Below are 20,266 nucleotides of genomic sequence, written 5' to 3'. Positions count from 1 at the left end.
AGTTCCGCCGTGCTGCGTGTCGCCGTCGTCGGCTCCGGGCCCAGCGGGGTCTACACCGCCCAGAGCCTGACCCAGCTGGACCCCGACGTCCTCGTGGACGTCCTGGACCGGCTCCCCTGTCCCTACGGCCTGGTGCGTTACGGGGTGGCGCCGGACCACGAGAAGATCAAGTCCCTGCAGAACAACCTGCGTACGGTCCTGGAGCACGAGCGGGTGCGGTTCCTCGGCGGCGTGCAGGTGGGCCCGGGCGGCGTGCCGACCGCGCGGCTGCGGGAGCTCTACCACGCGGTGGTGTACTGCGTGGGCGCCGCGACCGACCGGCATCTGGGCATTCCGGGCGAGGACCTGCCCGGCAGCTGGTCGGCGACGCAGTTCGTGTCCTGGTACAGCGCCCACCCGGACGCCGCCGACGACGGGTTCCTGCGGGGCGCGCGGTCGGCGGTCGTCATCGGCGTGGGCAACGTCGCGGTGGACGTCGCGCGCATGCTGGCCCGTGGCGCGGACGAGTTGAGCCCGACCGACATGCCGCAGGCCGCGCTCGGCGCGCTCGCCGCGAGCCGGGTGACCGACATCCACATGGTGGGCCGGCGTGGCCCCTCCCAGGCCCGCTTCACCACCAAGGAGCTGCGCGAGCTGAGCGGACTGCCCGGCGCCGAAGTCGTCGTCGACCCCGCCGAGTTGGCGCTGGACCCGGCGTGCGCCGACCCGTCCGCGCTGCCCGCGGCCCAGCGGCGCAACGTGGAGGTCCTGCGCGGCTGGTCCCAGGTGCCGCCCCTGGACGCCCCGCGCCGCATCCGGCTGCGCTTCTTCCTGCGGCCCGTCGAACTGCTCGCCGTAAGCGGCCGCGTGGGCGCGGTCCGTTTCGAGCGCACGGCACCCGACGGGCACGGCGGAGTGACGGGCACCGGCGAATTCCAGGATGTCGAGGCCCAGTTGGTGCTGCGCTCGGTGGGCTATCGCGGGGTGCCGCTGGAGGGGCTGCCGTTCGATCCGGCCGACGGCACGGTCCCGCATCTCGCGGGGCGCGTCCTGCGCGAGGGCGTCGTCGTGCCGGGCGAGTACGTGGCCGGCTGGATCAAGCGCGGCCCGACCGGTGTCATCGGCACCAACCGGCCGGACGCCAAGGAGACGGTGACCTCCCTGCTCGAGGACGCCGACGCGCTCGTACGCAAGAACCTGCCGGACGATCCGGTGGCCGCGCTGGCCGTGGCGGGCGTCGAGCCGGTGACCTGGGCCGGCTGGCAGGCCATCGAGCGGGCGGAGGCCGCGCTCGGGGCATCCCTGGGACGGGGTGTGGTCAAACTGGCCGACTGGGACTCGCTGCTGGCGGCGGCACGCACGACGTAGCGAAGTCCGACGCGGACGGGTGGGCAGTACACAGAGCGGCAACACCCCGGCAATCAACAAACTGTTCAATCCGCTTACGGTCTCGTCCTGTTCGCACCTCCCCACATCCCCCCATCCCCTCCGCCGCGCTGGAGTCCCCATGACCACGACCGTGCCCGTCCATCCCGTCGACGAGGTCCCGCCCGTACGGCAGTTGGCCGCCTTCGGACTGCAGCACGTGCTCGCGATGTACGCGGGCGCGGTGGCGGTGCCGTTGATCGTGGGCGGGGCGATGAAGCTGTCGCCCGCGGATCTGGCCTACCTGATCACCGCGGACCTCCTGGTGTGCGGGATCGCGACGCTCATCCAGTGCGTGGGCTTCTGGCGGGTCGGCGTGCGGCTGCCGATCATGCAGGGCTGCACGTTCGCCGCGGTCTCCCCGATGGTGCTGATCGGGACGACCGGCGGCGGACTGCCCGCGATCTACGGGTCGGTGATCGTGGCGGGGCTCGCGATCGTGCTGCTGGCGCCGGTCTTCGGGAAGCTGCTGCGCTTCTTCCCGCCCCTGGTGACCGGCACGGCGATCCTGATCATCGGCGTCTCGCTGTTGCCGGTCGCGGGCAACTGGGCGGCGGGCGGGGCCGGTTCGAAGGACTTCGGGATTCCGAAGAACCTCGGCCTGGCCCTGTTCGTGCTGCTGTTGGTGCTGGGTGTGCAGCGGTTCGCGCCGGCGTTCCTGAGCCGGATCGCGGTGCTGATCGGTATCGCGGTGGGCCTGGCGGTGGCGATCCCCTTCGGGTTCACGGACTTCGGCGGGGTCGGCGACGCGGACTGGCTGGGCATCAGCACGCCGTTCCACTTCGGTGCGCCCACGTTCCACGTCTCGGCGATCGTCTCGATGCTGGTGGTGGCGCTGGTGACGATGACCGAGACGACCGGTGACCTGATCGCGGTGGGCGAGATGACCGGGCGCGCGGTCGAGCCGCGCTCCCTTGCGGACGGTCTGCGGGCCGACGGTCTGTCGACCGTGCTGGGCGGCGTCTTCAACACCTTCCCGTACACGGCCTACGCGCAGAACGTCGGGCTCGTCGGTATGACCCGGGTGCGCAGCCGCTGGGTGGTGGCCGCGGCGGGCGGCATCCTGGTGCTGCTCGGCCTGCTGCCCAAGCTGGGCGCGGTGGTCGCGGCGATTCCGGCGCCGGTGCTCGGCGGCGCCGGTCTGGTGATGTTCGGGACGGTGGCCGCGAGCGGTCTGCGCACGCTGGCTCAGGTGGACTTCAAGGACAACCACAACCTCACGGTGGTGGCGGTCTCGGTCGCGGTGGGCATGCTGCCGGTCGGGGTGCCGACGGTGTACGAGAAGTTCCCGGACTGGATCCAGACGGTGATGGACAGCGGGATCAGCGCGGGCTGCCTGACGGCTATCGTGCTCAACTTGCTCTTCAACCACCTTCCCGCGAAGGCGACTTCAGTCCCCGAGGCGGACGGCCTGCCGAGCGGCGGCGGCGAGCAGGGCGTCGAGGAGTCCCGGGAAGAGGTCGTCTAGGTCGTCCCGGCGCAGCCCGTTCATCTTGGCCGTGCCCCGGTAGCACTGCCGGATCACCCCGGCCTCGCGCAGCACCCGGAAGTGGTGGGTGGTCGTGGACTTGGTGACGGGCAGGTCGAAGCGCGAGCAGGCAAGCTCGTCGGCGTCGGCGGCGAGCTCCCGCACGATCCGCAGCCGTATCGGGTCGGACAGCGCGTGCAGCACGGCTTCCAGCCGGATGTCGTCGCGGGCCGGGTGCGGCAGATCCCGGTTGCTGGTGGTCGGGGCGGTACTCACCCAGGCATTGTACGAGAGGCATCGTAGTTTGACACTTGCCGTACTACGATGCCTATCGTACGAGCGTCCTTCGGTCCCGCGAGAACGGAGCAGCTCCCCATGAGCGCCCTTTTCCAGCCCCTGATCCTGCGTGGCGTGACCTTCCCCAACCGGGTCTGGATGGCCCCGATGTGCCAGTACTCGGCCACTGCGGAGGGGCCCGGCACGGGCGCCCCGAACGACTGGCATTTCGCGCACTACGCGGCCCGCGCGACCGGCGGTACGGGTCTGGTCGTCGTGGAGGCCACGGCCGTCTCGCCCGAGGGCCGGATCTCGCCGTACGACCTGGGCATCTGGAACGACACCCAGGTCGAGGCGTTCCGCCGGATCACCCGCTTCCTCGCCGGACAGGGCACGGTGCCGGGGATCCAGCTCGCCCACTCGGGCCGCAAGGCGTCCACCGACCGTACCTGGACGGGCGGGGCGCCGATCGGGCCGGCGGCCCACGGCTGGCAGCCGCTCGCGCCGAGCGCCCTCGCCTTCGACGAACGGCACCCGGTGCCGACCGAACTGACGGTGGACCAGATCCGGGAGGTCGTGGGTCAGTTCGCGGACGCGGCCCGGCGCGCGCACGCGGCCGGCTTCGAGGTCGCCGAGATCCACGGCGCCCACGGCTATCTGATCAACGAGTTCCTGTCACCGCACTCCAACCACCGCACCGACGCCTACGGCGGCTCCTACGAGAACCGCACCCGTTTCGCGCTCGAAGTGGTGGACGCCGTACGGGCGGTGTGGCCCGAGGACAAGCCGCTGTTCTTCCGGATCTCGGCGACCGACTGGCTGGAGGAGGGCGGCTGGACGGCAGACGACACGGTCCGCTTCGCATCCGAACTTCGGGACCACGGCATCGACCTGCTCGACGTCTCCACCGGCGGCAACGCCTCCGGTGTGCGCATCCCGACAGGGCCGGGCTACCAGGTGCCGTTCGCCGCCCGGGTGAGGGCCGGGACGTCCCTGCCTGTCGCCGCGGTGGGTCTGATCACGGAGGTCGAACAGGCCGAGAAGATCCTGGCCAACGGTGACGCGGACGCGGTGCTGCTGGGCCGCCAGTTGCTGCGCGACCCGTCGTGGGCGCGGCACGCCGCCCGGGAACTCGGCGCCGATGTGCACGTGCCCGACCAGTACCACCGTTCGGTGTAGGTCAGGACGACACGGCCCCCTGGGAGTGACCGGGCGGCGGGTAGGCGTGGCCGCCGAGGGCCTCCCGTGCCTGGTGCTGCGCCCGCTCGGCCACCTCCCGGGTTTCCGTCACGACGTCGCCGCGCTCCCTCACCAGACTGTCGTACACCGGCAGACGGTCGTACTCACTCGCGTTCATGCGTGCTCCAGACGTGCGGCGGTTCATGGCCGACGAGCAATAAACCAGAGCCGGTCAAACGTCTTCGGGGGGACGCGCGGGAGTTCTGCGCTCATGGTGCGAACATCCTGTGACCACGGCCCTCACCCCTGCTCCCGCCGGCCGAGGACGCGCTGGCCCAGCAGCGCGAGCGCGATCGCCGCCACGACGCCCGCCCAGGCGACCGGGCCGAGCGGCGTGCAGCCGAACAGGTTGCTGACGCCCGGTGTCTGGATCAGGGCCACCAGGACGACGGCCGACCCCAGGGAGGTGAACCGCACCAGGGGGCTGTCCCGGCGGTCCAGCAGGGTCTGTGCCAGCTGCGTGCCGACCACACCGCACAGGGCCATGGTGCCGGCGCGGCGCGCGGTGCCCGGGGTGAAGCGGCCGAACAGCCAGGCGACGAGCGCGCCCAGACTGGTGCCGATGGCCCGGTGCCGGATCTGCCGGATCAGCGGTGCGCCCAGCACGTCGGAGGTGTCCTCCGGCGAGTCCGCGGTCGCCCGTATCGCCTCCTCGTCCGGCGTGACCGCCACCGCCATCGCCGGGAACAGGTCGGTGAACAGGTTGACCAGCAGCATCTGCCGGGTCGACAGGGGTGCCCGGCCGCCCAGCAGGGTGCCGAGGATGCCGAAGCCCACCTCGCCCGCGTTGCCGCCGATCAGGATGGCGATGGCGTCGGCGACGCTGTGCCACAGGGCCCGGCCCTCGTGGACGGCGTCGATCAGCACCGAGAGGTCGTCCTCGGTCAGCACCAGGTCGGCGGCGTTGCGGGCGGCGGCCGAGCCGCGGGCGCTGATGCCCACGCCGACGTCGGCGGCGCGGATCGCGGCGGCGTCGTTGGCGCCGTCGCCGACCATGGCCACGACCCGGCCGGCGTCCCGGAGCGCCTCGATGACCTGGAGTTTCTGCTCGGGCGCGACCCGGGCGACGACTCCCACGTCCCGCAGCATCGCGGCCCTGGCCGACCGGTCGGCGGCCGTCAGCTCGTCGCCGGTGACGACGGCCGTGTCCGCGGGCCAGCCCAGGTCCCCGGCGATGCTGCGGGCTGTCTGCGGATGGTCGCCGGTGAGCATGACCGGTCGTACACCCGCCTCGCCCAGGCCGTGGATCAGCGCGGGCGAGGTCTCCCGGGGCGCGTCGGCGAGCGCCAGCAGACCGGTGAACTCCAGCTCTCCGAGCGGCGCGTCGAGTACGTCGGCGTCCTGGGCGTCCTCGCCGAGGCGCCGTTCGGCCACGGCCAGGACCCGCAGTCCGTCGGCGGCGAGGGAATGCGCCGTGTCCCAGGCGTGGGAGGGCAGCTCGGAGCAGGCGGGCAGCACGGTCTCGGGGGCGCCCTTGACCACGAACGTGCGCGGCCCTTCGCCGGCCCGGCCGACCGCGGCCGCGTATCCGCGGGCGGCCTCGAACGCCAGCGCTGCGAGCTGGGTCCACCCGGGGTCGGGTCCGGCGGCGTCGAGCACGGCCTCGTCGGTGGCGTGCTCCGGGCGGTCCGAACCGCCGTTCAGCTGCGGGCAGGCGCGGGCGGCGGCGCGCAGGGTGTGGGCCTCGGTCGCGTCGGCGGCGGCGAGGACCTCGCCGCCGGTCTCGGCGACACGGGCCAGCCGCAGCCGGTTCTCGGTGAGCGTGCCGGTCTTGTCGAAGCAGATGGTGTCCATCCGGCCCAGCGCCTCCAGGGTGCGCGGGGTGCGCACGAGGACGCCGCGCCGGCTCAGCCGCCGGGCCGCCGCCAGCTGTGCCACGGTGGCCACCAGCGGCAGCCCCTCGGGTACGGCGGCCACCGCGACGGCCACGCCCCCGCTGACCGCCTCGCGGATGGGCGTACCGCGCAGCAGCGACAGTGTGGTGACCGCGGCCCCGCCGGCCAGCGTCAACGGCAGGGCGCGGCGGGTGAGTTCCTGCAGCCTGCCCTGCACGCCGGGCGCCGGAGGCGTGCGGGCGGCGAGGTGGACGGCGCGCGCGGCCTCGGTGCGCTCGCCGGTGTCCACCACGACGGCGCGGGCGTTGCCGGCCGCGACGGTGGTGCCCTCGAAGACCATGGAGCCGCGTTCGGCGACCGCCGCACCGGGGGTGGGGTCGGTGTGTTTCCCGACCGGCAGGGACTCGCCGGTGAGCGCGGACTCGTCGACCTCCAGACCGTCCTGCCACAGCAGCCGGGCGTCGGCGGGCACCACGTCGTCGGTCTTGAGCTCGATGATGTCGCCGGGCCGGAGCCTGCCCGCGTCGACGGTCCGGGGTTCGTCCTCGGCATCGTCCTCCGGGGGCGCGACCCGTGCCTTCGGCTTCTGGCCGGCCAGCAGCCGGGACAGGGCCTGATCGGCGCGCAGTCGCTGGACGCCGCCGACGAGGGCGTTCAGGTCGAGCGCGCCGAGGACCAGCAGGGCGTCCACCGCGGACCCGAGGATCGCCTCGGCGGCCGAGCCGACGGCCAGGACCGGGGTGAGCGGATCGTCCAGTTCCTCGCGCACCGCGTGGAAGAGCTGCCCCGACCAGCGCAGGGGCGCGAGCAAAGGGTGCCCGGTGCCCGGCTCGTCGGCCGGTTCCGGCGCCGGCTCGGCTTCCTCGGGCGGTGTCCCCTCCAGCCTGCTGCGGACGTCCTCGGCGTCCAGTTCGTGCCAGGCGACGCGGGGACGCGGATGCGGGGCGGGGGTCGCGGCCACCCGCAGGGCCGAGCGGGCCCCCGAGAACAGGGCCACCGCGGCGCCCACGTCGACCGGGGTGTGCCGCAGCCCGGGCCAGGGCGTGCGGCTGGGTTTGCGCGTCTCGCCGACGGCCACCAGCAGCCCCGACAGCGCGGCACCGGAGCGGGCCAGGATCTGGGCACGCCGGCCCACCCCTCGGGCGGCGGGGATGGCGGTGAGCAGTCGCCACACATCGGTCAGGCCGTGCAGGGCCAGTACGTCCGCTCCCCAGACGACGGCGCTGTCGTGGTCGGCGAGGGCGACGGCGATGTCACCGCCGAGGAGCCCGGCCAGGACGTCCGCGTCGTCCGCCGACCGGGGGCGGGCGACCGTGACGACGGTGTCGCCCTCCTCGCGCAGCTCACGCACCACCTCGCTCCACGGCCGGTCACGGGAGACCACCCGGTCGGCGAGGCCCGCGATGTCGGACAGGGCGGGGTCGTCCACCAGCACGACGCTCAGCCCGGCACGCCGGGCCGCGTCCAGCACCGACTCGGCCCACGCGTCCGGTTCGCCGTCCGGGTCGCGCAGCGCGCTCGGGTGCAGAACGACCGTGCCGGCCATCTCCAGCTCGCGCAGCCGCTCGGTGTTGCGCACCAGGACGCCCCCGCGGGACAGGGTGGTGCTCAGGACGGCGTGGAAGGCGGCGGGCCCGTAACGCGCGGCCTTGGGAGAACCCGCGAGGACCGCTTCGGCGGCCTCCGTCCCGTTGTGCTTGACCAGCAGGGTGGCCACCGCGCCGAGCAGACTTCCGGCCGAGGCGTGGGTCGCGTACTCCTGCGCCGGGGAGGTGCGCAGGGGCGGACGCGGACACTGGCCGGCGGCGACGCCCAGCCGCTCAGGCGTGCAGACCTCGTCGTGCACCGCCTCGAAGGCGGCCGTGCGCGCCACGGTCTCCACCAGCTGGAGGCTGCGCAGAGCGCCGTCGAGAACCAGGGCGGTCGGGGTCCGGCCCGCGCCGTGCGCGGCGGCGTTCAGGACCGCCAGCAGCAGGTCCATCCGGGTGCGCCCGAGCCGGTCGCGCAGCCGGCCGCGCACGGAGGGGTTCTCGCGCAACAACGTGACCAGGGCGGTCACCTGGCGCGGCGAGGTCGGCAGGCGCAGCAGGTATCCGGCCACACCGATCGCGATGCCGGCGGCGTCGGCGCCGAGCGCCGCCGCCGCGGCCCGGACCCCGGCGGGATCCGCCGGATGCCCGAAGTCCTCGACGTCCTCGTCGGTCTGGGTCAGTCCGTGCCGGGCGGCGAGATCGACCGCCTCGTCCACGACCCGGTCGCCGGCCGCCTCCTCCACGGCGGCCACCACCAGCCGCTCCAGCCCCCCGTCCCAGTAGGCGTAGGCCACGTCCGGGTGCTCGGCGAGCGCCTCGACGACCCGCCGGATCCGGTGCTCCCGCCCGCCGTCGGCACGGTCGGGGTCCGGGTCGCGCGGTCGCAGGGCGAGGTGGGCGCGGGTGCCGGACCGCCAGGGCCGTGGACCGCCCGGCAGCGAGGCGCGGACGGCGCGTACGACGTACTGCGCGCCGTCCGCGCCGCGTACACCAGCGCGGGCCGTGCCGGCCGCCGCTCCGGCGGCCGCGCCCACCGCGGGCGCGGCCCCCCGTACCAGCAGCCGGGGCCCGACCGCCGCCCATCCCACCATGGCGGCGGCCGGACGTGACAGCGCTCCCAGTACCATCGCGCGCCCTCAGTCGGTCGTGCGGTCGGACTGTTCGGGCGCGTCGCTCCGCCCGGTGAGGGGCTCGGCCGGGCCAGGGGCGCCGGGGTCCGGTGCCGTCGGTCCGGGAACATCCACGGCCGGGGCCGGCACGGCGGGGCCCGCCTCAACGCCCGGGTGCGGGGAAATGGGCCCGGGAACATCGGTGACCGGGGCGGCTCCCATGGGCGACGACTCGGCACCCGGAGGTGTGGGCGTCAGCCCAGAGGCCTCGGTGGCCGGGAGCGAACCGGCGGGCATCGACTCAGCACCCGGAAGCGGGGACACCGGCCCGTCGGCTTCCGCGGCCGGCGACGAACCGGCGGACGCCGCCCCAGCGCCCGGAGCAGTGGACACAGGCCCAGGAGCCTCGGTGGCCGGGAGCGAACCGGCGGGCATCGACTCAGCACCCGGAAGCGGGGACACCGGCCCGTCGGCTTCCGCGGCCGGCGACGAACCGGCGGACGCCGACTCAGGGACCGGAGGGGTGGGCACGGGCCCAGGGCCTTCCGCCGCCGGGGACGAACCGGCGGACACCGTCTGGGCACCCGGCGGTGTGGGCGTCGGTCCCAGGGGTGTCGTCACCTCGGTGACGGGCGGCGGTACGGCGTCGCCGGCCGTCGGCTCCGTGCCGACGGGCGTGCTCATCGCCTCCTCCACCGCGGGCGCTCCGTCCTCGGCGCTCACGGAGGTCTCACTCGCGGAAGCCTTGGGCTGCCGCGACTGTGTCAGCCAGGCCACCGCCGCACCGGTGATGGCGACGGGCCACTCCACGACGCCCGCGACGCCCAGCACCCCCGCGCCCGCGTACACCGCCATCCGCCGCCCGCGCGGCGACACCGCCCCGACCTTGTCCAGGGCCCCTTCGGTCGCCCTGCTCACCAGACCCGCGCCGGGCACCTTCTGCACCACGGACGCCGCGTGACGCAGCGGCTCCGGGAGGGTGGCCGACGACGACTGTCGCTCCTGCCGAGCCATGGCTGTCCTCGATCCGTATGACGTCGCTTGCCGGAATCCGTCGAGTTCCCACTCAGCGCCTCGTCACCCGGACCGACGTGGGGCAAATGCGACCGCGGCGGCCGAACCGGAAGGCTCGGGCCGCCGCGTCATCAGGGGCTCCGACTCCGGCAGGACGACCACCGCGCGCACCATCCTGGCCCGGAGTCCGCCCCGGTCGGGCGTCAACCCGTCGTGCAGGCCGTCCCGTTGAGCGTGAAAGCGGAGGGCGCCGCGCTGTCGCCCGTGTGGTTCGCCTGGTAGCCGATGGTGACGCTCGCGTTCGGGGCGATCGTCCTGTCGTACGAGACGTTCGTGGCCGTCACCACCCCCGACGCCGGCGCGTAGGTGGCTCCCCAGCCGTTGGTGATCGTCTGCCCGGCGGGCAGGGTGAGGCCGAGCCGCCAGCCGTCGATCGTCGTCGTGCCGGTGTTGGTGATGGTGACGGAGCCGGTCAGACCGGTGTTCCAGGCGTTGGTCGTCGCGGTCACCCGGCAGGCGCCCGGCGGGGGCTGCGGCGCGGGGCCGGAGCTGTCGAGGCCGAAGAAGGTGAGCGCGCGGGAGGCCATGCCGTAGCTGTAGAGGTTGTGGCCGACGCCCTGGAGGCTGATCGCCTCGACGGGTGCTCGGTCACCGGTGGAGCCGTAGCGGGTGCGGGTCCAGCCGGAGGCGGGTGAGTCGGTGGCGGCCGGGGTCTGGCTCACCCCCAGGACGTTGGTCCACTGCTTGATCTCCTCGCCGAAGTTGGGATAGCGCAGGGTCGCGTCCTCGGTTCCGTGCCACAGCTGCATCCGGGGGCGCGGGCCGGTGTAGCCGGGATCGGCGCCTCGGACCAGGTCGCCCCACTCCTGCGGGGTATGGGTGACCGTGCCGTTCGCGCAGGCGCTGTTCCACTCGGAGCCGTCGGTCGTCGCGAAGCAGCCGAACGGTACGCCGGAGAAGGCGGCGCCGGCCGCGAACACGTCCGGGTAGTCGCCGAGCAGGACGTTCGTCATCATCGCGCCGGAGGAGATGCCGGTGGCGAAGACCCGGGAGGTGTCGGCGCCGTAGCTGCGGGTGACCCAGTCGATCATGGACTTGATGCCGACGGGGTCGCTGCCGCCGCCGCGTCTCAGCGCCTGGGGCGAGGAGACGTCGAAGCACTTGCTGGCCCGGGTGACCGAGGGGTAGACCACGACGAAGCCGTAGGTGTCGGCGAGTTGGGCCCACTCGGTGCCCTGGTACATGGCCGGTCCCGAGCCGGTGCAGTAGTGCACGGCCACGACGACCGCCGGGTGCGCGGTGACGGCGGCGGGGACGTAGACGTACATCTGCAGGTTGCTGGGGTTGGGGCCGAAGTCGGTGACCTCGGTGAGGGTCGCGGTGGGGACGGCGGTGGGCGCCGCGGTGGCCGGGGGCGCGGTGAGGGCCGCCACGGCGACCAGCGGGACCAGCGCGGCGATGACCCGCACAAGCAACGAGAGGCCGCTTGCGAACGTACACGTGCGTGGAGTCGTCATCGACTCACCCCTTTCGGAAACCGCACGGAAGGTCTCGGGAATCTCTCGGAAAAGGGGACGCGTCCGCCCGCATGGTGGCATGGACACGACCGTCATGGAAGCGCTCCCACAGAAGTTCCCCACCCGAACCGGACAGCCCTTGCCTCCCGCCTGCGCTGTCTGAATGTGTTCGGCGCGAGGCGTTGACGAGAAAGCGCTTTCCCCTTACGTTCCGTTCAGCAGTGTGACCGACAGGGACCCCGTCGGCCCTGAACGGTCACGGTGCTCGCGCGCGGAGTTCTACATGGCGTACGTCGTTCACGTACTCGTTCAGGCAAGTGCTCTCGAAGGGACGCACCCGCATGCGTACTGGCCCCCCACGTGCACACCCGCAAAGATCCGCCCTGCTGACGGCCGGGGCGGCCGCCCTCGCGACCGTCGCCGCGCTGGCGCTTCCCCAGTCCGCCGGAGCGGCCGAGTCCTCGCCGGTCGGGTTCGGCGCGGGGACGACCGGCGGCGGCAGCGCCTCGGCGGTCACCGTGTCGACGCTGAGCTCCTTCAAGTCGGCGGTCTCCGGCAGCACCGCGAAGGTGGTCAAGGTCAGCGGCCTGATCCCGCTCAGCGGTCAGGTCGACATCGGTTCCAACACCACGGTGCTGGGCGTCGGTTCGTCGTCCGGGTTCACCGGCGGCGGGCTGCGGCTGAAGAACGCGACCAACGTCGTCGTCCGCAACCTCAACATCAGCAAGGCGGTCGGCACGGACGCGATCACGGTCCAGAAGTCGACGAAGGTGTGGATCGACCACAACTCGCTGTCCTCGGACCGTGATCACGGCAAGGACTACTACGACGGCCTGGTCGACATCACGCACGCCTCGGACTTCGTCACGGTGTCCTGGAACACGTTCAAGAACCACTACAAGGGTTCGCTCGTCGGTCACAGCGACAACAACGCGAGCGAGGACACCGGGCATCTGCGGGTGACGTACCACCACAACTGGTTCGACAACGTCAACTCCCGCATCCCCAGCCTGCGCTTCGGCACCGGGCACTTCTACGACAACTACGTCGTGGGCGCCGAGACGGCCGTGCACTCGCGCATGGGCGCGCAGATGTTCGTACAGAACAACGTCTTCCGCAGCACCCAGGTCGCCGTGACGACCGAGCGGGACAGCGACGAGGACGGTTACGCCAACCTGTCCGGGAACGATCTCGGCGGAGCCGCGACCGAGATCTCCCAGGTCGGCACCTTCACCAGCCCGCCCTACGGCTACACCGCCGAACCGGCGTCGTCCGTCGTCGCCTCGGTGACCGCCGGCGCGGGCGCCGGCAAGCTCTGACCCCCCATCCGGAAGAAGGCATCGGGACATGACTCCACCAGCACGCACGCGTGCGCGTCGCCGGGCACTGCTCGGCGCACTGGCCGCACTCGGCCTCTCATCTGTCATGATCATGACAGACGGAGCAGGTCCGGCGAGCGCCGCCACCTGGCCCACCGCCAACGGCAGTCAGGCCGTCACCGCCACCATCTCGGTCTCCGGCACCAAGGACTACGGGATGAAGCGCCTCTACGGCAGCGGCGACCTCGGCACCGGCGGCCAGAGCGAGGACCAGGACCCGATCCTGGACCTGGCGCCCGGCGCCGTCCTCAAGAACGTCATCATCGGCGCCCCGGCCGCCGACGGCATCCACTGTGAGGGCAGCTGCACGCTGCAGAACGTGTGGTGGGAGGACGTCGGCGAGGACGCGGCGACGTTCAGGGGCTCCTCGTCCTCGAACGTCTACACCGTCTCCGGTGGCGGCGCCAAGGAAGCCAGCGACAAGGTGTTCCAGTTCAACGGCGCCGGCACCCTGAACGTCTCCAACTTCGCCGTGAAGAACTTCGGCAAGCTGGTGCGCTCCTGCGGCAACTGCAAGACGCAGTACAAGCGGACGATCAACCTCAACACCATCGAGGCGACCTACAAGGGCAGCGCGCTCGTCGGGATCAACACCAACTACGGCGACAGCGCGACCCTGAAGAAGATCACGATCGTCGGCGACAGCAGCAAGAAGATCGTGCCGTGCCAGAAGTACATCGGCAACAACACCGGCGCCGAGCCGCCCAAGAACGGCAGCGGTCCCGACGGGACCTACTGCAAGTACTCCAGCTCGGACATCACCTACAAGTAGACGCCGTTCGTTCCCCCCCACGGTGGATCCGGCCGTACGAAGCGCAGCCGCGCGGCGCTTCGTACGGCCGCCGTGTCATCGGGTGACGGCTCCGGTGATCTCCCGCTGGTACCGCGCGTAGGCGGTGCGCAGGGGTGCGCCAGGCCAGTCGGCGGGGAGCAGTTCGGGGGGCAGCACGGGATCGGCGAGCAGATGGCGTACGACCGCCGCGAAGGCCGTGAAGCGGTCCGCCGGGAGGTCCGCCTCGGCGAGGTGGGCGAGCAGGGCGCGGGCCGTGGCGGCCCAGGCGTCCAAGGGCCACAGGGCGGCGGCCAGTTCACGCGCGGGACGGTCGGGCCGGGCGGAGTAGGACTGCGCCACCGGCGCCAGCTCCTCCCGCGGAACGCGGCGGATCAGGTTGGCGGGGCGCAGCCAGACGCCCTCGCGGAGTTCGGCCAGCCGCAGGGCGCTGAGGCGGGCGCGCAGCTCGGCACGTTCGGCGGGGCCACGGCCCGTCGCCGTGATCACCACCATCTCCCAGTCGCCGTCCCACGCGCGCGTGCGGGCCTCCACGGCCTCGTCCTGGCGGCGCTGGCGGGCCAGGAGCCGGTCGCTGAGCCGGTAGACGGAGTCCGTGCGCCGCAGGTCACCGGCGTTCACCATGCGGCTGAGCGCGGCACGCAGCGTGGAGCCGCCGACCCCGAACGGCTCCACCACGCGGATGAGCTCCTTCACCGGCAGCTCCGGCGGATGCGTGCCCAGCAGCAGGCTCAGCACGACCGACCGCGCGGACAGCGGCCGCAGGTCGACCTCGCCGGACGGCTCTGACACGTTCATGCGCATGGGCACGTACTGTACGTGCGCCTCCTTGTTGCAACATTGCTACAGCCGAAGAAAGGTGCAACATGGCGGCATGACCTCGACACCCACACCCGCGCACGCCACCCATGACGTCACCAACCAGCCGCCCCCGTTGACGCCCTACGACGCCGCCCAGGACACCGCCCTGCTCGAGGGGCTGCGCCGGGAGGGCGCCGGGTGGGCCGAGGAGGAGATCCGCCGGCTCGGACTGCGGGCCGGCAGCGCCGAGGCGCAGGAGTGGGCCGAACGGGCCAACGTCCACGAACCGGTGCTGCGCACCCACGACCGGTACGGCAACCGGGTCGACGAGGTCGAGTTCCACCCGAGCTGGCACCACCTGCTGCGGGCCGCCGTCGCCGAGGGTCTTGCGGGCGCGCCCTGGGCGGACGACCGCCCCGGCGCCCATGTCGCGCGCACGGCGGGCGGACTGGTGTGGGGGCACACCGAAGCCGGGCACGGCTGTCCGACGTCGATGACGTACGCGGCCGTCCCCGCCCTGCGTGCCCAGCCGGAACTGGCCAAGATCTACGAGCCGTTGCTGACCAGCAGGGAGTACGACCCGGAGCTGCGGGTCCCGACGGAGAAGCCCGGTCTGCTCGCCGGCATGGGGATGACCGAGAAACAGGGCGGCTCGGACGTCCGGACGAACACCACCCTGGCGACCCCGACCGCCGAGCCCGGCGTGTACACCCTGCGCGGGCACAAGTGGTTCACCTCGGCACCGATGTGCGACGTGTTCCTGGTACTGGCGCAGGCATCCCCTCTCAGGGACAAAGGGGGGCTCTCCTGCTTCCTGGTGCCGCGGATCCTGCCGGACGGCAGCCGCAACACCTTCCGCATCCAGCGCCTCAAGGACAAGCTGGGCAACCGCTCCAACGCCTCCTCAGAGCCGGAGTTCGACGGAACCGTGGCCTGGCTGGTCGGACCCGAGGGCCGGGGGGTGAAGACGATCATCGAGATGGTCAACTGCACCCGCCTGGACTGCGTGATGATGTCGGCCACGCTCATGCGCAGGACGCTGGTCGAGGCGGGCCACCATGTGCGCCACCGCAGCGCCTTCGGGGCGCGGCTGATCGACCAGCCGCTGATGCGCAACGTCCTGGCCGACCTGGCGCTGGAGTCCGAGGCCGCCACGACGCTCACCCTGCGGCTGTCCGGGGCCGCCGACCGGGCGGTCCGCGGCGACGCGGGCGAGGCGGCCTTCCGGCGGATCGCGACAGCCGTCGGCAAGTACTGGGTCACCAAGCGGGGCCCGGCCTTCACCGCGGAGGCCCTGGAGTGCCTGGGCGGCAACGGCTACGTCGAGGAGTCCGGCATGCCCCGCCACTACCGCGAGGCACCCCTGCTGTCGATCTGGGAGGGCTCGGGGAACGTCAACGCCCTGGACGTGCTGCGGGCGCTCAGGCGTGAACCCGCCACCGCGCACGCCCTGTTCGACGAACTCGCCCTGGCGCGCGGCGCGGACGCCCGGCTGGACGCGGCAGCGGTCCGGCTGGAGGGGCTGCTGACCGCCGGGTCCGAGGCCGGCGCGCGCCGGCTGGTGGAGCTGATGGCCCTGGCCCTGCAGGCCTCCCTGCTGGTCCGGCACGCCCCGCCCGCCGTCGCCGACGCCTTCTGCGCGACCCGGCTGGGCGGCGACTGGGGCCACGCTTTCGGCACCCTGCCCGACGGCGCCGACGTGGACGCGATCCTGGAGCGGGCGCTGCCCGCCGACGGCTGAAGCCGAGCCCCCGGGCACAGCGTCACCCCCTGATTCCACTGCGTTGTCAGTGCCGTGGTGCACACGCGCGATCAGTTGGCACTGCGCCTGGGGAGGACAACGTGTTCACGGGGATCGACAAACCGGTCCGAGCGGCCGCAGGGCCGACCGCAGGAGCCCGACCGGCCCGACACCGACACGCTCATCGGCCATCTGCGGCGACTGCGGCCCTCGGACGAGGAGGGCTCCCAGCTGCTGCGGACCCTGCACTCCGCGCTCGACGACCGGGTGAGCCCGGATCGCCCTGCTGGTGAGGCAGTTGACCAGTCCGGCGCCGCGTCACTCATTGGGAGGCGTGGCCCCCCTGTGCTGCCCAACCCGTCAGCCGGCTCATCCCGCGTCGCTCAGCCACCGCTGCCGCACGGCACCTGCCGTCCGCGGCGTGCCGGCTTCAGCGTGCCCCTCGTCGTCCCGTCACCGTGTCTTGCGTCCCCACAGCGGGCCGAAGCGGGACCACTCGGTGTCCCACTGGGCCATGCGGCGGCGTTCCAGGCGGCCGCACAGGACTCGTCCGCCCACGAAGGGGACCGCTGCCGCGCTGATGCCGACCAGGACGCCGATCAGGGAGGCCCGCAGCTGGGCCTGGGAGGCGGTGGCCGGCTTGGTGACCAGGTGACCCTGGCGGTCCGACCAGATCGGGACCGTGGAGCCGGCCGGGCTGCCGGGGTGGACCCGGACCTGGCCGGTGTGGCCGGAGCCGTCCGGCGCGGTCCAGCGGACCGTGCCCCAGACCTGCTCGCCGCCGGCCGTCCCGGTGCCGGGGGCCGGCTTCCCGGGTGCCTTCTCGGTGAGCCGCGCCTCGATCCGGCGCCATTCCACCCGCTCACGGGCCAGCCCGTGCTCGACGGACTGGGTCGCCGCCAGACCGGCCAGTACCCCGGCGACCACGGTCACCAGCCAGGCACCCAGCACGACCCAGGCCTCCACCGTGTCGGCGCGACGCTTGAGCGGGTTGCGCCGCCAGCGCCACAGCCACACCTTCGGACCACGGAACGCCATCGAAGGCATCCTCCTCATGAGCACAACGATCCCCGACCTCCCTCCCATACGGGCGAAGGTCCCCTGATGCTCAGGGCGACTCCCCCTGTCTCGACGGTCGCACGAGTACCCCGCTCGCGCGGGCCTGTTCGTGAAAGAGGCCACAAGATCCGGGAGCCCGTCCCGCCATCGCCGCCTGACCTGCGACGACGCCGACCCAGGAGGTGACTGTCAGTGGTGGGGTGCAGACTGGCCGATGTCTGGGACAAGGACGTCGCGGAGGTGATCGGCATGACCGAGGTACTGCTCGCCGTGGGCACACGAAAAGGCCTGTTCATCGGGCGCAGGCGCGGGAGCGAATGGGAGTTCGACGAGAGTCCGTATTTCAACGCGCAAGCTGTCTACTCGGTGGCCATCGACACCCGAGGGGACCGCCCGCGCCTGCTGGCCGGGGGCGACAGCTCCCATTGGGGTCCGTCGGTCTTCCACTCCGACGACCTGGGCCGCACCTGGGTGGAACCACCGCAGCCGGCCGTGAAGTTCCCCAAGGACACAGGCGCCTCGCTGGAGCGGGTGTGGCAGCTGCATCCGGCCGCCGCGGAGGACGACGTGGTGTACGCGGGCACCGAGCCGGCCGCGCTGTACCGCTCGGAGGACCGCGGGGAGACCTTCGAGCTGGTCCGTCCGCTGTGGGAGCACCCCACCCGGTCGAAGTGGGTGCCCGGTGGCGGCGGTGAGGGCCTGCACACCGTACTCACCGACCGGCGCGACCCGCGGTCGGTGACGGTCGCGGTCTCCACCGCCGGGGTCTTCAGGACCACGGACGGCGGCGCGAGCTGGACGCCCTCCAACTCCGGGGTCTCGGCGGTGTTCCTGCCGGATCCGAACCCGGAGTTCGGACAGTGCGTGCACAAGGTCGCCCGCGACGCGGCCAACCCGGACCGGCTGTATCTGCAGAACCACTGGGGCGTGTACCGCAGCGACGACGCGGGCGCGCACTGGACCGACATCGGCGAGGGGCTGCCGTCCACCTTCGGCTTCGCGGCGGCGACCCATCCGCGGCGCGGTGACACGGCGTACCTGTTCCCGATCAACGCCGACGCGGACCGGGTGCCGGCCGATCGCCGGTGCCGGGTCTTCCGCACACAGGACGCCGGCAAGTCCTGGGAGCCGCTGTCGGCGGGTCTGCCCCAGGAGGACCACTACGGCACGGTGCTGCGGGACGCGATGTGCACGGACGACGCCGACCCGGCGGGCGTGTACTTCGGCAACCGCAACGGCGAGGTGTTCGCCTCGGCCGACGACGGCGACAACTGGCGGCAGTTGGCCTCGCACCTGCCGGACGTCCTGTGTGTGCGGGCCGCGGTGGTCGGATGAACCGTCAGGGGGGAACGGGGGGCCTTGGCCACCGGTTGATCCCCGCTGCCCGTACGGCAGTAGGGTGACGCGCGTGGCACCACGACCGTTGCATGAAATCGTCGAAGCGGGCTGGGCGCATGCCCTGGAACCCGTCGCCGGGCGGATCGCCGAGATGGGGGACTTCCTCCGGGCGGAGATCGCCGCGGGACGCACCTATCTCCCGGCGGGTCCGAATGTCCTCAGGGCCTTCCAGCAGCCCTTCGACGACGTACGGGTCCTGATCGTGGGTCAGGACCCGTATCCGACGCCCGGGCACGCGGTGGGGCTGTCGTTCTCGGTGGCTCCGGATGTGCGTCCGCTGCCGGGCAGCCTCATCAACATCTTCCGGGAGCTGAACACCGACCTGGGCCTGTCCCAGCCCTCCACCGGTGATCTGACGCCCTGGACGCAGCAGGGGGTGCTGCTGCTCAACAGGGCGCTCACGACGGCGCCCCGCAAACCGGGCGCGCATCGCGGCAAGGGCTGGGAAGAGGTCACCGAGCAGGCGATACGGGCCCTCGTCGGGCGCGGCAAGCCGATGGTGTCCATCCTGTGGGGGCGTGACGCGCGCAACCTGCGCCCGCTGCTCGGCAACCTCCCGTCGGTGGAGTCCGCCCATCCGTCCCCCATGTCCGCCGACCGCGGCTTCTTCGGCTCCCGTCCCTTCAGCCGGGCCAACGACCTCCTGGTCGGCATGGGCGGCCAACCGGTGGACTGGCGCCTGCCGTGACCGGCGGGCACGCCGGCGAAGGGGGTTCGGCCGGTGTTCTCGCGGTCGACTCGGGGGGCTCGGGGCTGCGGGTCGTCGTGGCCTCGGCGCAGGGGGACGTACTCGGACAGCGTGAGGCGGCGGGGCCGGTGCGGACCGGGGCGCGGGGGATCGACGCCGGGCACTTCATGGAGCGACTGGCGCCCCTGGTGCGGGTGTTGCTCGCCGAGAGTGGGGTCTCGGAGGTGCGGGCGGCCGCTGTCGGGGCCGCCGGGCTCGCCACCCTCGGTGACGACCTGCGTGCCGGGCTTCCGGCGGCGCTGCGCGCGGAGTTCGGTGTTCCGGCCGTCGCTCTCGCCGCCGACGCGGTCACCGCGTACACCGGTGCGCTCGGGGCGCGGCCCGGTGCCGTGATCGCCGGTGGCACGGGACTCATCGCCCTCGGTACGGATCTCCGGCGCTGGCGGCGCGCGGACGGCTGGGGGCATCTGCTGGGCGACTGCGGCAGCGGCGCCTGGATCGGCCGGGCCGGGCTGGAGGCCGCCCTGCGCGCCCACGACGGACGGCCCGGCGGATCGGCGGAACTGCTGGCCCGCGCCGAGGAGTTGTTCGGCCCGGCGTCCGGAATCCCCGGGCGGCTGTATCCCCGTACGGACCGGCCCGCCGTCCTCGCCTCCTTCGCACCCGAGGTCGGCGCCTGCGCCGGGAGCGACCCGGTGGCCGCCGGCATCCTGCGCGCGGCGGCCCGGCACATGGCCGAGTCCGCGGCGGCCGTGTGCCCGGCCGAGGGCGAGCCACAGGTCGCCGTCACCGGGGGCCTGTTCAACCTGGGCGCCCCCCTCCTCGTACCGCTGGAGCAGGAGTTGACCAGAGCGCTGCCGCACGCGCGGCGGGCGGCGGCGGCCGGTGATCCGCTGAGCGGCGCCCTGCGCATCGCGGCCGACCTGGCCGCGGGCACGCTCACCCTGCCGGGTGACGCGGCGCTGTTGTCCGTGGTGACCACAAAGAGGGACTGATCCCAAGACTCCGCAATGCGC

16 protein-coding genes are annotated in these 20,266 nt (G+C 72.9%); 10 read left to right on the top strand and 6 right to left on the bottom strand.

What is annotated here, in order from left to right; all coding sequences use genetic code 11:
- Positions 1 to 9 precede the first annotated feature (9 nt).
- Complete coding sequence (locus tag MKW14_RS31775; protein WP_240868495.1) at positions 10 to 1,347, top strand: FAD-dependent oxidoreductase; 1,338 nt, start codon at positions 10 to 12, stop codon at positions 1,345 to 1,347.
- A gap of 139 nt (positions 1,348 to 1,486) precedes the next feature.
- A complete protein-coding gene (locus MKW14_RS31770; RefSeq protein ID WP_240868493.1) occupies positions 1,487 to 2,872 on the top strand; it encodes a nucleobase:cation symporter-2 family protein in 1,386 nt (461 codons plus the stop codon).
- On the opposite strand, the gene MKW14_RS31765 is transcribed toward MKW14_RS31770, so the two are convergent.
- Positions 2,795 to 3,148 (bottom strand): ArsR/SmtB family transcription factor, encoded by a 354-nt coding sequence (locus MKW14_RS31765; protein ID WP_240868491.1) that lies wholly within the window; start codon positions 3,146 to 3,148, stop codon positions 2,795 to 2,797. The two genes, MKW14_RS31770 and MKW14_RS31765, sit on opposite strands and share 78 nt — an antisense overlap.
- A 99-nt stretch (positions 3,149 to 3,247) precedes the next feature.
- Here MKW14_RS31765 and MKW14_RS31760 point away from each other — a divergent pair, with 99 nt between their 5' ends.
- Positions 3,248 to 4,327, top strand: a complete 1,080-nt coding sequence (locus MKW14_RS31760; protein ID WP_240868488.1) for an NADH:flavin oxidoreductase/NADH oxidase — start codon at positions 3,248 to 3,250, stop codon at positions 4,325 to 4,327.
- A gap of 1 nt (position 4,328) precedes the next feature.
- Here MKW14_RS31760 and MKW14_RS31755 read toward each other — a convergent pair whose 3' ends face one another.
- A complete protein-coding gene (locus MKW14_RS31755; protein WP_240868486.1) occupies positions 4,329 to 4,505 on the bottom strand; it encodes a hypothetical protein in 177 nt (58 codons plus the stop codon).
- Between the two features lie 122 nt (positions 4,506 to 4,627).
- Entirely contained in the window at positions 4,628 to 8,881 is a 4,254-nt protein-coding gene (locus MKW14_RS31750) for a cation-translocating P-type ATPase (protein ID WP_240868483.1), read from the bottom strand.
- A 391-nt stretch (positions 8,882 to 9,272) separates the two neighbouring features.
- Between MKW14_RS31750 and MKW14_RS31745 the strand changes: the two genes are divergently transcribed.
- A complete protein-coding gene (locus tag MKW14_RS31745; protein WP_240868480.1) occupies positions 9,273 to 9,824 on the top strand; it encodes a hypothetical protein in 552 nt (183 codons plus the stop codon).
- 256 nt (positions 9,825 to 10,080) lie between these two features.
- On the opposite strand, the gene MKW14_RS31740 is transcribed toward MKW14_RS31745, so the two are convergent.
- Entirely contained in the window at positions 10,081 to 11,394 is a 1,314-nt protein-coding gene (locus tag MKW14_RS31740) for an extracellular catalytic domain type 1 short-chain-length polyhydroxyalkanoate depolymerase (protein ID WP_240868478.1), read from the bottom strand.
- A gap of 341 nt (positions 11,395 to 11,735) precedes the next feature.
- On the opposite strand from MKW14_RS31740, the gene MKW14_RS31735 reads away from it, so the two are divergent.
- Together MKW14_RS31735 and MKW14_RS31730 are read left to right on the top strand one after the other, a co-directional pair.
- The gene (locus tag MKW14_RS31735) at positions 11,736 to 12,713 is read left to right on the top strand and encodes a pectate lyase family protein (RefSeq protein WP_240868475.1); all 978 of its coding nucleotides are present in this window, start codon (positions 11,736 to 11,738) and stop codon (positions 12,711 to 12,713) included.
- Positions 12,714 to 12,741: 28 nt separating this feature from the next.
- Positions 12,742 to 13,545 (top strand): pectate lyase, encoded by an 804-nt coding sequence (locus MKW14_RS31730; protein WP_240868472.1) that lies wholly within the window; start codon positions 12,742 to 12,744, stop codon positions 13,543 to 13,545.
- 75 nt (positions 13,546 to 13,620) lie between these two features.
- Here MKW14_RS31730 and MKW14_RS31725 read toward each other — a convergent pair whose 3' ends face one another.
- Positions 13,621 to 14,367, bottom strand: coding sequence for a PaaX family transcriptional regulator C-terminal domain-containing protein (locus MKW14_RS31725; protein ID WP_240868469.1), 747 nt, complete (start codon positions 14,365 to 14,367; stop codon positions 13,621 to 13,623).
- Positions 14,368 to 14,437: 70 nt separating this feature from the next.
- On the opposite strand from MKW14_RS31725, the gene MKW14_RS31720 reads away from it, so the two are divergent.
- Entirely contained in the window at positions 14,438 to 16,105 is a 1,668-nt protein-coding gene (locus tag MKW14_RS31720; RefSeq protein ID WP_240868466.1) for an acyl-CoA dehydrogenase family protein, read from the top strand.
- A gap of 453 nt (positions 16,106 to 16,558) precedes the next feature.
- Here the strand turns inward: MKW14_RS31720 and MKW14_RS31715 are convergent, their stop codons facing one another.
- On the bottom strand, positions 16,559 to 17,143 hold the full coding sequence (locus MKW14_RS31715) for an Rv1733c family protein (protein ID WP_240868464.1): 585 nt from the start codon (positions 17,141 to 17,143) through the stop codon (positions 16,559 to 16,561).
- 270 nt (positions 17,144 to 17,413) lie between these two features.
- Between MKW14_RS31715 and MKW14_RS31710 the strand changes: the two genes are divergently transcribed.
- From MKW14_RS31710 to MKW14_RS31700, 3 genes are all read left to right on the top strand, one after another.
- Entirely contained in the window at positions 17,414 to 18,499 is a 1,086-nt protein-coding gene (locus tag MKW14_RS31710) for a WD40/YVTN/BNR-like repeat-containing protein (protein ID WP_240868565.1), read from the top strand.
- Between the two features lie 73 nt (positions 18,500 to 18,572).
- Positions 18,573 to 19,250 carry a uracil-DNA glycosylase gene (locus tag MKW14_RS31705; protein ID WP_240868462.1) on the top strand — a complete coding sequence of 226 codons (678 nt, stop codon included), beginning with the start codon at positions 18,573 to 18,575 and terminating at the stop codon, positions 19,248 to 19,250.
- Positions 19,247 to 20,245, top strand: a complete 999-nt coding sequence (locus tag MKW14_RS31700) for an N-acetylglucosamine kinase (RefSeq protein ID WP_240868460.1) — start codon at positions 19,247 to 19,249, stop codon at positions 20,243 to 20,245. Before MKW14_RS31705 ends, MKW14_RS31700 begins: the two co-directional genes overlap by 4 nt.
- Positions 20,246 to 20,266 lie beyond the last annotated feature (21 nt).

This window comes from Streptomyces gilvus, assembly GCF_022513565.1.
Classification (GTDB): domain Bacteria; phylum Actinomycetota; class Actinomycetes; order Streptomycetales; family Streptomycetaceae; genus Streptomyces; species Streptomyces gilvus.
Note: the sequence above shows the minus strand (reverse complement) of the source record. Positions and strands in the feature narration are given on the sequence as shown.